The sequence below is a fragment of the Kribbella sp. NPDC049584 genome, from assembly GCF_040675555.1.
Lineage (GTDB): Bacteria > Actinomycetota > Actinomycetes > Propionibacteriales > Kribbellaceae > Kribbella.
Genome location: NZ_JBFAPF010000011.1, coordinates 54077 through 67053, shown reverse-complemented (window position 1 = coordinate 67053; position 12977 = coordinate 54077). Strand labels below are relative to the sequence as shown.

Sequence of the window (12977 nt, the reverse complement as noted above, 5' to 3'; positions counted from 1 at the left end):
CGCTCATCCCGAGCGGTCGGCCCTCGGTCGACTGTCTGCGGTGGCAACCATCAGTCGTTACAGTTGGCAACCATGCAGACCCGTTCGCCTACCGTGGTCGGCAGAGACCGGGAGATCGAGAGCCTTCACCGCCTGCTGGCCGATGCCGGTGGCAGGCGCGGTGGTGCGATCTTCCTGGTCGGCGAGCCCGGCATCGGCAAGAGCCGGCTGGCCGCGACGGCAACCACCCAGGCCCTCGACAGCGGCATGACGATGCTGCGCGGACGGGTCGGGGCGATCGGCACGATGGTTGCGTTCCGCCCGTTCACCGAGGCGCTGCTCTCGTTGATCCGGCGCGGCGAGATGCCTACGACGGAAGGGCTCGGGCCGTACCGGCAGGTGCTCGGCCGGCTGGTTCCGGACTGGGACGACGGCACTGCCCACGACACCGCTGCGTCACCTGTCGTGCTCGGAGAGGCAGTATTGCGGTTGCTCGCGCTGGTCGGCCGGGAGCGAGGGTGCCTGCTCGTCCTCGAGGACCTGCACGGCTCCGACCCGGAGACGCTGGCAGTGATCGAGTACTTGCTCGACAACCTCGAGGACCAGCCGATCGCGCTCGTGGCGACGATGCGTTCCGAGACCTGTGCGGCGTACGAACTGGCACGGCTGTCGGCGCAGCGCGGCGCGGCCGAGCTGATCGAGCTGCAACCGCTCGGCCGGAGTGAGGTTGCGGAGCTCACCGCGGGATGTCTGGAGGTGCCCGTCAGCGGCGTGCCGGCGCAACTCGCGGATCAGCTGTGGAACGACAGCGCCGGAATCCCTTTCATCGTTGAGGAACTGCTGCAGGAGGCGAGCCGCAGCGGACAGCTGGTGGCCGGGCCGGACGGCAGCGTGCAGGTCGTCGACGACCTGCACACGAACGTGCCGCCCGCGGTCGTGCGGAGCATCAGCAGCCGTACCGCGCAGCTCGGGCCGCAGTCGCGGGACATCCTGGTGCTGGCGGCTGTGATCGGGCACCGGTTCCCACTGAGCGTCGTACGCCAGGCGACCGGCACGGACGAACGATTGCTGCTGGCAACACTCCGGGCCGGCGTCGCCGCGCAACTGGTCGGTCCGGACGAGCCGGTACCGGACTGGTACGCGTTCCGGCATCCGCTGACCGCCGAATCGCTGCTCGCCGGTCTGACACCGACCGAACGGGCCACCTTGGCCGGGCGCTGCGCGGACGCGGTCGAGGAACTGCATCCCGGCCTGCCCGGCGAGTGGTGCCCGATGGTCGCCGAGCTCGCCGAGACCGGTGGCGACGCCCTGCGCGCCGGGCGGTTGTTCGCGCTGGCCGGACATCGGTCGTTCGACGACGGCTCGGCCGGGTCCGCGGTCAACCTGCTCGACCGCGCGAATACCCTGCTCGCCGCCGATCCCGACATCGATCACCGGGCCGACGTGCTGGGCTCGCTGTTGCTCGCGCTGAGCGCCACCGGAACCTTCGAGCAGATCGCCGCACACGCCGCGACGGTCGACGAGATGGCGGACCGCAACCTCGACAGTCGCAAGGTTGCCGCGCTGCACGTCCAGCTGGCGAACGCCGAGATGATGGCCGGTCGCTGGTCGGCCGCACTGGCTCATGTCGCGACCGCCCGGTCCCTGCTCGGCAGCGACGCCGGGGACGCCGACCTCGCACCCGTCGACGTGGTCGCCGCCAACCTCGAGCTCGCCCGCAAGAGCCCCCGCCGGATCGAGGCCGCGACCGAGCTGGCCACCCGCGCGGCCGCGGCGGCCGAACGCGCGGAGCTGCCCGAGGTGGCCTGCGAAGCGCTGCAGCTGCTCGGGATCCTGGCCCGCGAACACGACCTCGACCAGTCGATCGACTACTTCCACCGGGCCCGGCAGATCGCCGAGGACCACGGGATGACCTTCCAGCGGGTCAGCTCGCACTTCTTCCAGGCCGGCACCATCTGCCTGGCGAACGGCAGCATCATCGAGCTCGAACGAGCCCGGCAACAGGCACTGCGGATCGGTGCGATCCCATTGGTCTACGAGGTGGACGGCGTCCTCGGCCAGCAGGCGATCCTGCGGGCCGAGTACCAGCGGGCCGCCGAGATCATCGACGAGTGTCTCGAGGTCACGCGGCGGCTGCGGCTGGGCCGGTCGGCGACGTACTTCCTGGCCACCAAGGCAATCCTGGAAGCGCACCAGGGCCGCCGCTCCGCGATGGAGGCGACGCTGGCCGAGGCCGCGAACTGGGGTGGCGAGCGGGCGTCGTACGAGCTGCCGTACTCCTACGGACTGGCCCGGACCTTCTGCGCACTCCTGGAGGAGAACCGCGAACTGGCCGACTCCGAGCTGGCGCAGGCGCTCGCGTACGACGCTCAGAACCCGACCACCCTCCATACGTCCGGGAAGAACGGTCTGGCGCTGCTGCTCGGCGTGCTGTCCGGGCGGAACGGCTGGGCGCACTTCGAAGCGGTCACCGCGACCGCAGCCAGTGGCATGCGGTGGAACAAGCAGTTCGTCCAGCTCGCGCACGCCGTACTGCTCGGGCGGGACGGTCAGGTCGAGGCGGCGAACGCGATGGTGCGGGAGGCGATGGAGACCGCGTCGCTGTTTCCGCTGGCGTGGAACCTCGGTCTGCGGATGGTGGCCGAGCCGGCACACGCCGACGGGTGGGGTGAGCCGGTGGCGTGGTTGCGGCAGGCCGAGGACTACTTCCACAACGCCGGCATCCAGCCGGTCGCGAGTGCGTGCCGCAGTCTGATGCGGCAGCTCGGTGCGACCGTGTCACAGCGCCGGAACGGTTCGGAGCAGGTGCCGGCACACCTGCGGCAGCTCGGGATCACCACCCGGGAGTACGAAGTCTGCCGGCTGCTCGTGGACCGGATCGGCAACAAGTCGATCGCGTCCCGGCTGCACATCTCGCCACGCACGGTTGAGAAGCACGTGGCGAGCCTGATGACCAAGACCCAGCAACCGGACCGGGAGGCACTGAGCAGTTTCGCCCGCACCGCACTCCAGGGCTGAGTCTGGAGCCGACCCGATTCCGGGCAGCGATGCGTGTGCTGGAACATCTGGCACGTGTTGGGTGATAGTTGTCGACTCACGCATCGGCATCCGCCACCCGACGCGGCCAGTGGACAGTATTTACGAACGCTCGCTATCTATACTGTGCGAGTGGCAGGCAAGGGGTCGGACATGAGCAAGGGAACGGTCGGCGGCGGCGGTACGACGATGCTGCGGCGGATCAATGTCGCCTCGGTCCTGGATGCGGTCCGACGATCCGCGCCGGCACCGTTGCGCGTCGCTGAACTGGTCGAGCGGACCGGCCTGGCCAGGCCGACGGTCGCACAGGCCGTCGACGAGTTGCTCGACGCCGGTTGGCTGCAGCAGCACGGGCCCGATTCCGCGGACCGGTCGCTCGGTCGCCCGGCGATCCGCGTCTCTTTGCGCGGCCGTGCCGCGCCGGTGCTCGGCCTCGACGTCGGCCCGCACCGCGTGACCGTCGGCGTCTCCGACCTGGCCGGCCGCAAGCTGTCCCTGGTACGCCGCTCCGGACCGGGCTGGACCGCGCAGGAGCTGCTCGGCGTCATCGGCGAGGTGATCACCGAGGCGCTCGCGGAGGCCGAGGTGCCGGCCGAGGATGTGGCCGCTGCGGTCGCCGCGAGCCCCGGCATCGTCGACGAGCACACCGGACGGGTTCAGCTGGTCCCCAGCGTGCCGGGCTGGTCGGCGATCGACCTGATCAAGCACGTCCGTGGGCTGCTCGACTGCCCGGTCATGCTGGACAACGACGCCAACCTGGCCGCGCTGGCGATCGCTGCCGCGCGAGGTGGCACCGGCACGCTGCTGGCCGTCCAGTGGGGCGAGCGGCTCGGTGCCGGCATCGTCATCGACGGCCGGCTGCACCGGGGCACCGGAGCGGCCGGTGAGATCGGCTTCATCGCCACAGGTCCGGATGACGTGATCAACCCCGAGGACAGCCGCGGACCGCTCGAGCGTGCCGTTGGCTCGGAGGCAATCGCCGCACTCGGACGTCAAGCCGCGCTGGACCACCCGGAGTCGCGTTTGGCCGAGCTGGGCGGCGACCAGCTCGACACCGCGGACGTGTTCGCGGCTGCGGCGGATCGTGACCCGGTCGCGCAGGCCGTCGTACAGCAGGTCGCGCGGTCGTTCGCGCGCGCACTGGCTCCGTCCATCCTGGTGCTGGACCCGACAGCAGTCGTCATCGGCGGCGGTGTCGCGCGCGCAGGCGCCGTGCTGCTCGACGCGATCTCCGACCAGCTGCGCCTGCTGACGCTCAACCACCCGAAGCTGGAGCTCTCCGCGCTGGCCGAGGACGCGGTGGTCACCGGCGCGATGCGCATGGCCCTGGACGAGGTGTGGCAGCGCAAGCTCCCCACCCCCGCCATGACCAGCACTACCTAGGCCCCTTCACCACCTTCGCCCCGGGCGCACCGCACCAACATGTGTAGGTGAGCTCGTACAACACGTGTCCCGCCAGGTCGATCCGGCGATCCAGTCCGTTCACCATGGTGAGCGGCAGCAGCGTGCGCCGGTCACACACCGAACAGGTGATGACGATCATCGCCGGCCCCACGTGTACATGCGGCCGGCGTAGAGCCGCCAGATCAGGCGCGAGTGTTCCCGCACGTCGTCGAGAAACCACCGCCACCGCAGACTTCGGCTCACCTGCATCTGATCGCTCATTGTGCACATCCGCTACGGATCATCACTGCCACGACTGTTTCAGTAGAATGAGCGTAGAGCATCCGGTCCGCGGAGCGGAAGGGGTTTACCGCAGTACGGCGGCGGCGACCGCGTCCGGCCGGTCGAGGTGGACCAGGTGGGCCGAGTCGGGGAGCACCTCGACCGTGCCGCCGAGCTTGTCGGCCAGGCGGCGCTGGCCCGCGAGCCAGCGGGTGGCGGTGAAGCGGGAGCTGCCGCCGGTCGCGACGAGCAGCGTGGTCGGAGCCAGCGCGCCGACCGGTCCCGCGACCAGCTTCTGCACTTCGGCGGCCAGCTCCCAGCTGCCCGCCAGCTCGTCCCAGAACAGCAGCCACGACGAGTCCGCGCCGTACCTGCTCCTTGCCGTTGCCTTCGACAACAGGTCGTGGTTCGACATGCTGCCGACGCGGACGCTCAGCCGGCGCAGTCCCGTACCGATCACGCTCGGCAGGCCGAGCCGGCCGAGGAACCGTGCCAGCGCCCGCACCGCCCGGTCACCACGCGTGCCCGGGTAGAACGCACGCCATCCGGTCTCCGAGGTCAGACTGGTGTCGACCAGCACCAGTCGGGTCACCTCGAGCGGCCGGGTCAGCGCCCACCGCAGTACGGCGAGTCCGCCGATCGAGTGCCCGATCAATCCGATCTCCGCGTTGGACGGTACGTCGGCAGCCGCGCGCAACGCATCCACATCGGACGTGATCGGCGTGAGCCACGGGTCGATCACGCGGACGTCCTCGTCCGGCAACAGCTCGACGACCCGGGCGAACTCCTCCGGAGTCTCCGCCAGGCCGGGCACCACGATCCAGATCACGGTCATCGAGAGAAAGCTTGCCTCAGACCTGGTAGCAAAGTCCCCAACATTAAGCAGAACAGCACGGTAGAAGCGCGTTGCAGGATGCCCGGCGCAGTGACCTCCTGGCCACTCAGCGTCTCGTACGCGACCACGGACCCGAGCCAGACCTGCGTGACCAGGACTCCACCAGCCAGTACGGCGAGCAGTTTGCTCCACCAACCGCCCCAGCCACGGCGGCGCAGTGCCACCAGAGCGAAGACGGCCATGGCAATCGTGCCGGCGCCGGCAATGGTCGAGGTGGCCTCGTGTAACACCAATGCGGCACCGGCCTGCCCGTTCGCCTCGCTTGCACGGCACGCAGCACTCGCCGACGGTGCGCAGTCCATCGGCGAGAACGAGTCGAACATCGTCCCGAATGCGAAGACCGCAGTACTGATCAGCAGCCAGGTCAACTCACGACTCCGGCGGGCGAGGAAGACCGCGAGCAGCGTCAGCACGCTGCTGGACAGGTCCATCGCCCGGCCGTACAGGCTGGTCGACTGGTCCCGAGCGCTGAGCTCACTGAGGAACGACGTGTGGACGTTCAGCGGGAACCCGGCCGCCGCCTCCAGCAGCAGACTGCAGTAGAGCACGGCGGCGGCCAGCAACAGGTTGCGGACCGGGCGGTACGGGACGGAGTCCATGCCAGTCAGGGTGGCATGACAACCAAAGTATCGGCTGTGGCGTCAGGGGTACGGTCGAGGTAGTGCTAGGTCGACCGAAGTCTCAGCGAACTAATGGGATGATCGGCTGGTGCGGTCGGAACAAGCAGTAGTGATACCGGTGTGGCAGCACCGGGCCGCGGTCTGGGTGGGCCGCGTCGTCGTGCTTGCCTCGGTGTGGTCCTTCGTTGCGATCCCGCTGCACATCGGTGCGCCGGTCCTCGTCAAACACGTGGACATGGCGTTCGATTTCGTCGGCATCCCGGCCGGCCACACGTTCTTCTCCGCCGTCTACCTGGCGGTGGTCGGCAGCGCGTTGCTGCGCGGTAAGCGAGCCGCGCTGCTGTGGGTACTGTGGGTCTTCGAAGCGCTATGGCTCCTCGGGCTGACCACGTACATCGCGTTCAGCACCGTCCGGCTGAGCAGTCCCAGCGACACCGAGTGGCTGTCCGACCTGGACCGCACCACGGTCGAAGACCTCGAGTGGGCCATCGTCCAGTGGGTCGTCGTCGCCGCGATCATCGTGTTGTTGTGGAAGATCCGCGGTGCTTTCCCGGCCCGCCTCGCACCCGGGACGCGTCGGCTCGCGGTCGGCGCGCTGGTCTTCGGCATGCTGATCTCGATCGCGGTCAGCATCACGCTCACCCAGATCTTCCCGCGAACGCTGGAGGGTCAGCGACAGAAGATCGGCTGGGCCATCGTCGCCGCCCTCGGCCAGTCCCGGAGCAAGCTCGGCGGGCACGAAGGGCACGGCTGGGTCGGCCTGTCGGTCGGCGCGATCTCGGCGGCCTCGCTGGTGATCGCGTTCTGGATCTTCCTCCGCTCGGTCCAGCGCGTCCGGTACCTCACCCAGCCCGAGGAGCTCGAAGTACGACGGCTCCTGCTGCTGCACGGCGAGCGGGATTCGCTCGGATACTTCGCCACCCGCCGCGACAAGGCGGTCGTCTTCTCGCCGGACAACGACGCCGCGATCGCCTACCGCGTGGTCAACGGCGTCAGTCTCGCGAGCGGTGATCCACTCGGCGATCCGGTCGCCTGGCCGGCCGCGATCCAACGCTGGCTCGCCGAGGCCAGGCGGTACGGCTGGTCCCCGGCGGTCCTGTCCGCGAGCGAGGAGGCGGCCCGGGCGTACGTCGACGCGGGTCTGCGCGCGTTGTCGATGGGTGACGAGGCGATCATCGATGTCGCGGACTTCACCCTCGAAGGCCGGACGATGCGCCCGGTGCGGCAGGCGGTGACGCGCGTACAGCGGGCCGGGTACCACGCGGAGGTTGTGCGGCACGGGGATCTGTCGCCGGAGACGTTGTCGCAGTACGTGCATCTGGCCGAGCGGTGGCGGGGCGCGCGGACCGAGCGAGGGTTCTCGATGGCGCTCGGACGGCTCGGCGATCCGGCCGATGCGCGGTGTGTGATGGTCATCGCGCGGGACGCCGACGGCGTCGTCCGCGGGCTGTTGTCGTTCGTCCCGTGGGGTGTGCGGGGTGTGTCGCTGGACCTGATGCGGCGCGACCCGGAGTCCGCGAACGGGTTGATGGAGTTCATGGTCACCTCGCTGATCGAGGCGGCCCGCGATCTCGGCGTACACCGGATCTCGCTGAACTTCGCGATGTTCCGGGAGATCTTCAGCGATGCGGAGCGGGTCGGCGCCGGTCCGGTACTGCGCCTGACCAACGCGCTGCTCACCGGCGCCTCGCGCTTCTGGCAGCTGGAGAGTCTGTACCAGTCGAACGAGAAGTACCTGCCGCGCTGGTCGCCGCGGCTGATGTGCTACTCACGCGGTGCGTCGCTCGCGCAGGTCGTGCTGGCGGCCGGTACGGCGGAGGGCTTCCTGCCCGCGCCCCGGCCGTGGACCCGCGTCGACAGCGTCGAAACGGCCGAGCGGCACGCGATCATGGCCGCGGACGGTCGTGCGTTCGCCACCGCCGTCCGCGAGCAGGAAGAGGAACTGCTGCGGCCGGCGTTGCCGGAGCGCAGGCTGACCGAGCAGGAGCAGATCCGGCGGACCAAGCTGACCGAGCTCGTTGCCGCAGGCATCGATCCGTACCCGGTGAGCGTGCCGCGGACCGAGACGCTCGAGCGGGTGCGGGAGCTGTATCCGAACCTGCCGCCGGATCATCACACCGATCACCTGGTGTCGGTGACCGGGCGCGTGATGCGGATGCGGAACCACGGCGGGCTCGCGTTCGCGCAGTTGCAGGACGGGTTGACCCAGCTGCAGGTGATGTTCACGGCCGAGGCGTGCGGCGACGTACCGCTCGAGCAGTGGCGGCGATTCGTCGACATCGGCGACCACGTCAGCGTGACCGGCGAGGTGGTGACGAGCCGGCGCGGGGAGCTGTCGATCGCGGCGACGTCGTGGGTGATGGCGGCCAAGTGCCTGCATCCGCTGCCGGACAAGCGGAAGGGTTTCACCGATCCCGAGGCGCGGGTGCGGCAGCGGCACATCGACCTGGTGATGAACCCGGACTCGCTGCGGATGATGCAGCAGCGCAGTGCCGCCGTACGAGCGATCCGCAACGGCTTCGAGACGCGCGGGTTCATCGAGGTCGAGACGCCGATGCTGCAGGCGGTGCACGGCGGCGCGAACGCGCGTCCGTTCGCCACCCACATCAACGCCTACGACACCGAGCTGTTTCTCCGGATCGCGCCGGAGCTGTTCCTGAAGCGGCTCAGCGTCGGCGGCATGGGCAAGATCTTCGAACTGAACCGGAACTTCCGCAACGAGGGCGCGGACGCGACCCACAATCCGGAGTTCACCTCGGTCGAGGCCTACCAGCCGTACGCCGACTACCACGTGATGCGCGAGCTGACCCGTGAGCTGCTGATCGAGGCCGCGACCGCGGTCTTCGGCAAGCCGGTGGTACGCCGGGCCGACGGCGAGATCGACATCTCCGGCGAGTGGCCCGTCGTCACCGTCCACGATGCCGTCGGCCAGGCGGCCGGCACGGACGTCGATGCGGGCACCCCGGTCGAGCGACTGCGCGAGATCTGCGCGGAGCACGGCGTGCACACGACGTTCGAGATGTCGGCCGGTGAGCTGGTGCTGGAGCTGTACGACGAGCTCGTCGAGCCGAACACGACGTTCCCGACGTTCTACACCGACTTCCCGCTGGAGACCTCACCGCTGACCCGCAACCACCGCTCCGATCCGCGACTGGCCGAGCGCTGGGACCTGGTTGCCTTCGGCGCCGAGATCGGTACGGCGTACTCCGAGCTGGTCGACCCGGTCGAGCAGCGACGGCGCCTGACCGAGCAGTCGTTGAAGGCGGCCGCGGGCGATCCCGAGGCGATGTCGCTGGACGAGGACTTCCTGTCGGCACTCGAGTACGCGATGCCGCCGACCGGCGGTCTGGGCATCGGCGTCGACCGGGTGATGATGATGCTGACCGGCCAGAACATTCGAAGCACGTTGGCGTTCCCGTTCGTACGTCCCGCCCCTAGGGACTGACGGGTACCCTTACTGCTTCAGGGGTGAGGGGCGAGGTGGGGGTGGGGATGAGGCGCTGGGCTGCGCTTTGTGTTGGGGTGGGACTGCTGGCGGGGTGCGCCGCGAAGCCGGGGCCTTCGCCGACTGCTCCGTCGGCTCCGGCCAGTGCCGTACCGGCGCCGGCGTCGTCGGTTCCGCCCGCGGGGCCGTTGGATACGGCGGCGTACCAGGCCGAACTGACCCGGATCGACCAGGTACTGGCCGGACCGGCCTCGAGGCTGACGCGCGTCCGCACGGCCGAGGGACTGAGTGACGCCATGAATACGCTGGCGGAGACACTCAACACGGTCTCGGTGCGGCTGGCCGCGATCAAGGTGACACCGCGACTCGACGCAGCCCACTCCTTGCTGCAGGTGCGCATCGGCGTGGCCGCTACCCAGCTGACCGGCCTGGCGGACGAGACCGAGGACGACGCGCGGTGCGGAGGCGTCGCGTACACCTCGCAGAATGTCCAGCGTCAGCTGCGCACCAATCTCAGCTCCGCTCTCACGCTGCTGCAACAGCTCAAGCTGACCTTCGGCAAGACGCTGCCCGACCCCGGTCCCGCACCGGAGCAGGTTCGCCCGGACAGCGGCGATGTCCTGGCTCGGCGGGGTCCGGACGGAACCGGACAGCTCAAGATCACCAACGGCACGGCGAAGGACGTCGCGGTCTCGATCGTCACCGACGGCCAGCCGCCCGGCCGCCCGCAGGTGATGATCTACATCCGGGCGACCAAGTCCACCGCCGTGAAGGGGATCGGCGGCGCCTACCACCTCTACTTCAAGAGCGGCACCGACTGGGACCCGGACAAGCGCAAGTTCCGCGCGGACTGCGCCTTCAAGAAGTTCGACCAGACCTTCGGCCGCAACCAGGGCTGGCAGGTGAACCTGCAGCCCATGCGCGGCGGCAACGCCGACACGACCGAGGTCGAGGCCTACTGACCTAGAGCCCCAGCTTGTCCAGGAGGCCGCCGAGGAGACCGCCGAGGCCGCCACCACCGGGGGGATCGGGTGTGGTGGGCGGGCTGGTCGGGGTGCTGCTGGTCGGCGGCGGCTCGGTCGGGGTGGACGTCGTCGGTCGCCGGCTGGGCACGGTGGTCGGGTGGGCGCTCGGCAGCGTGGTCGCCGCGGTCGGCGGCACAGTCGGCGGCACGGTCGGTGGCCGCTCGGTCACCACCGTCGTCGGCCCGGTCGTCTCCAGGATCTGCGGGGTGGGCGTACCGGCGGTGATCGCGCGATAGCCCGTCGTCGTCAGACCGGTCGGCAGCTGGACCTCGCCCGGCTTGGTTGCTGTCGGCAACTGCGTCGGTACGGCGCTGGGCGTCGTACCCGAGGACGGCACCGCGGTGCGCGGGATCGCCGGCAGGTTCTGCGTCGGCCGGCCGGGCTCGATCCCGGCGACCGGGCTGGCCGGTTGCGGCCCGCGGCCCCAGAACCCGAGCAGAACGAGCACGAGGCAGCCGAGCAGCAGTAGGCAGGCGCCGGCTGCCGCCTGCCGACGGCGCCGCGGGTTCTGCCAGGGCGGGCGGCGGGAGGCCGTGGCAGAGATGGGCTTCACAAGGCCCGCAGGTTATCGGTCGAAGAGTCGATTCAAACAGCCCTTGGAAGAAATTGAACGAAAGAACTGCAGATTCCAGTAATTACGAACCGCCTACGCGACCGTAGGAATGCAGTGCGTTAGCTGACTGCTCAGGTCAGCGCCTGCAGGCCGATGACGGACAGCAGCCGCAGCTTTTCGGCCGCGTCCGTATTCGGCGCGGCGGTGTACACGACCATGCGCAGATCGCTGCCCGGGACCGCGAGCACGTCACAGTCGATCGTGAACGCACCGACCTCGGGATGCCGGATCGTCTTCTGCTCGGACCGGTGGAAGCCGACGACCGGCTGGTCCCACAGCCGCGCGAAGTCCTTGTCCCGGGCGCGAAGCTCGTCGATCAGCGTCCGGAGGTCGGGGTCGTGCGGGTAGCGTGCGAGCGATGCCCGCAGATCCGTCACCATCGCGGTCCGGAAGTCCCGCTGCTGCTCAGGTGTCTGTACGACGCGATCGCCGGGCGCGACGAAGTGGCGGTAAATGATGTTGCGGTCCCGCCCGCGCCATTCGGACGGATCGCCGATCACGGCGGCGAACAGCGGGTTCCAGGTGATGATCGTCCAGGCGGCGTCACACACGCACAGCGGTGCGCCGTCGAGCTGGTCGACGATCCGCTGCACACCGGGCGGGATGTACGCCGACAGCCGGCCGGGCGACGGCTCGACCTCGCCCGCGAGCACGAACAGATGGTTGCGCTCGGCATCGGACAGCCGCAGCGCCCGGGCCAGCGCGGTCAGCACCTGCGCGGACGGTGAGTCCGACCGGCCCTGCTCGAGCCGGACGATGTAGTCGACCGACAACCCGGCGAGCTGGGCCAGCTCCTCGCGCCGCAGCCCCGGCGCGCGCCGCTTTCCACCAGCAGGCAGTCCGACCTGCTCCGGGGTCACGCGATCGCGCCAGGCGCGCAGCGTCCTACCGAGCTCAGCCATACCCCCAGTATTCCGCGCCGACTCCCCGGAAGCCTGGTACTGCCATTCCCTAGGACATCGCGGGTACTACCTGGGCGAAGTCGGCGGCGGGAGGGTGAAGGCATGACCACGACACTCATCACCGGGGCGAACAGAGGCCTCGGGTACGAAACCGCCAGGCAGCTGATCGCGGCGGGCCACACTGTCTACCTCGGCGCCCGCGACCCCGAACGCGGCAAACAGGCAGCCGCGGACCTCGGAGCGCAGTACGTCCAGTTGGACGTCACGAGCGACGAGTCCGTCGACGCGGCTGCGCAGCAGCTGGATTCACTCGACGTGCTGATCAACAACGCCGGCATCCCCGGTCCACGCAAGGAGATCCGGGATCTGACCGCCGACGTCTTCCGCGAGGTCTTCGAGCTGAACGTGTACGGCCCGGTGCGAATGATCCACCGCTTCCTGCCGCTGCTCGAGCGCAGCGACAACCCCGTCATCGTGAACGTCTCGAGCGGTCTCGGCTCGATCGCCACGGCGGTGGATCCGGACGTGGTGAGCAACGTGCCCGTCTGGGTACCCGCGCCGGCGTACGGCTCTTCGAAAGCAGCGCTCAACATGCTGACGGTGCAATACGCGCGGCAGCTGCCGAACCTGCGGATCAACACCGTCGACCCGGGCTACACCGCGACCGACTTCAACGGCCACAGCGGCTACCAGAGCGTCGAGGAGGGCGCGGAGATCATCGTGCGGCTCGCGCAGATCGATCAGACCGGCCCGACCGCGGAGTACCTGAGCCTGCACGGCACCGTGCCGTGGTGATC

The 12977-nt window shown here is 69.4% G+C and carries 10 protein-coding genes; 5 read left to right on the top strand and 5 right to left on the bottom strand.

Features of this window, described 5'->3' with window-relative positions; genetic code table 11:
- Positions 1–72 precede the first annotated feature (72 nt).
- Together AB0J62_RS31240 and AB0J62_RS31235 are read left to right on the top strand one after the other, a co-directional pair.
- The gene (locus AB0J62_RS31240) at positions 73–2997 is read left to right on the top strand and encodes an AAA family ATPase (protein ID WP_363878530.1); all 2925 of its coding nucleotides are present in this window, start codon (positions 73–75) and stop codon (positions 2995–2997) included.
- 171 nt (positions 2998–3168) lie between these two features.
- A complete protein-coding gene (locus AB0J62_RS31235) occupies positions 3169–4398 on the top strand; it encodes an ROK family transcriptional regulator (RefSeq protein ID WP_233714893.1) in 1230 nt (409 codons plus the stop codon).
- A gap of 156 nt (positions 4399–4554) precedes the next feature.
- On the opposite strand, the gene AB0J62_RS31230 is transcribed toward AB0J62_RS31235, so the two are convergent.
- The 3 genes from AB0J62_RS31230 to AB0J62_RS31220 form a co-directional block, all read right to left on the bottom strand.
- Positions 4555–4680, bottom strand: coding sequence for a hypothetical protein (locus AB0J62_RS31230; protein ID WP_363878527.1), 126 nt, complete (start codon positions 4678–4680; stop codon positions 4555–4557).
- Between the two features lie 85 nt (positions 4681–4765).
- Positions 4766–5515, bottom strand: a complete 750-nt coding sequence (locus tag AB0J62_RS31225) for an alpha/beta fold hydrolase (protein ID WP_363878525.1) — start codon at positions 5513–5515, stop codon at positions 4766–4768.
- Positions 5512–6174 carry a DUF998 domain-containing protein gene (locus tag AB0J62_RS31220; protein WP_363878523.1) on the bottom strand — a complete coding sequence of 221 codons (663 nt, stop codon included), beginning with the start codon at positions 6172–6174 and terminating at the stop codon, positions 5512–5514. Before AB0J62_RS31220 ends, AB0J62_RS31225 begins: the two co-directional genes overlap by 4 nt.
- 109 nt (positions 6175–6283) lie before the next feature.
- On the opposite strand from AB0J62_RS31220, the gene lysX reads away from it, so the two are divergent.
- Positions 6284–9640 (top strand): bifunctional lysylphosphatidylglycerol synthetase/lysine--tRNA ligase LysX, encoded by a 3357-nt coding sequence (lysX, locus tag AB0J62_RS31215; protein ID WP_363878521.1) that lies wholly within the window; start codon positions 6284–6286, stop codon positions 9638–9640.
- Between the two features lie 77 nt (positions 9641–9717).
- Complete coding sequence (locus tag AB0J62_RS31210) at positions 9718–10602, top strand: hypothetical protein (RefSeq protein WP_363878519.1); 885 nt, start codon at positions 9718–9720, stop codon at positions 10600–10602.
- Position 10603: 1 nt separating this feature from the next.
- On the opposite strand, the gene AB0J62_RS31205 is transcribed toward AB0J62_RS31210, so the two are convergent.
- Together AB0J62_RS31205 and AB0J62_RS31200 are read right to left on the bottom strand one after the other, a co-directional pair.
- Positions 10604–11218, bottom strand: coding sequence for a hypothetical protein (locus tag AB0J62_RS31205; protein ID WP_363878517.1), 615 nt, complete (start codon positions 11216–11218; stop codon positions 10604–10606).
- 131 nt (positions 11219–11349) lie between these two features.
- Positions 11350–12180, bottom strand: coding sequence for a helix-turn-helix transcriptional regulator (locus AB0J62_RS31200; RefSeq protein ID WP_363878515.1), 831 nt, complete (start codon positions 12178–12180; stop codon positions 11350–11352).
- Positions 12181–12282: 102 nt separating this feature from the next.
- Between AB0J62_RS31200 and AB0J62_RS31195 the strand changes: the two genes are divergently transcribed.
- Positions 12283–12975 carry an SDR family oxidoreductase gene (locus AB0J62_RS31195; protein ID WP_363878513.1) on the top strand — a complete coding sequence of 231 codons (693 nt, stop codon included), beginning with the start codon at positions 12283–12285 and terminating at the stop codon, positions 12973–12975.
- The last annotated feature ends 2 nt before the right edge of the window (positions 12976–12977 follow it).

Excerpts from the sequence above, each read along its gene's own strand:
- AB0J62_RS31220 (WP_363878523.1), bottom strand. The coding sequence starts at position 6,174 with ATGGACTCCGTCCCGTACCGCCCGGTCCGCAACCTGTTGCTGGCCGCC.
- AB0J62_RS31195 (WP_363878513.1), top strand. The coding sequence starts at position 12,283 with ATGACCACGACACTCATCACCGGGGCGAACAGAGGCCTCGGGTACGAA.
- AB0J62_RS31240 (WP_363878530.1), top strand. The coding sequence starts at position 73 with ATGCAGACCCGTTCGCCTACCGTGGTCGGCAGAGACCGGGAGATCGAG.
- AB0J62_RS31225 (WP_363878525.1), bottom strand. The coding sequence starts at position 5,515 with ATGACCGTGATCTGGATCGTGGTGCCCGGCCTGGCGGAGACTCCGGAG.
- AB0J62_RS31235 (WP_233714893.1), top strand. The coding sequence starts at position 3,169 with ATGAGCAAGGGAACGGTCGGCGGCGGCGGTACGACGATGCTGCGGCGG.
- AB0J62_RS31200 (WP_363878515.1), bottom strand. The coding sequence starts at position 12,180 with ATGGCTGAGCTCGGTAGGACGCTGCGCGCCTGGCGCGATCGCGTGACC.
- AB0J62_RS31230 (WP_363878527.1), bottom strand. The coding sequence starts at position 4,680 with ATGAGCGATCAGATGCAGGTGAGCCGAAGTCTGCGGTGGCGGTGGTTT.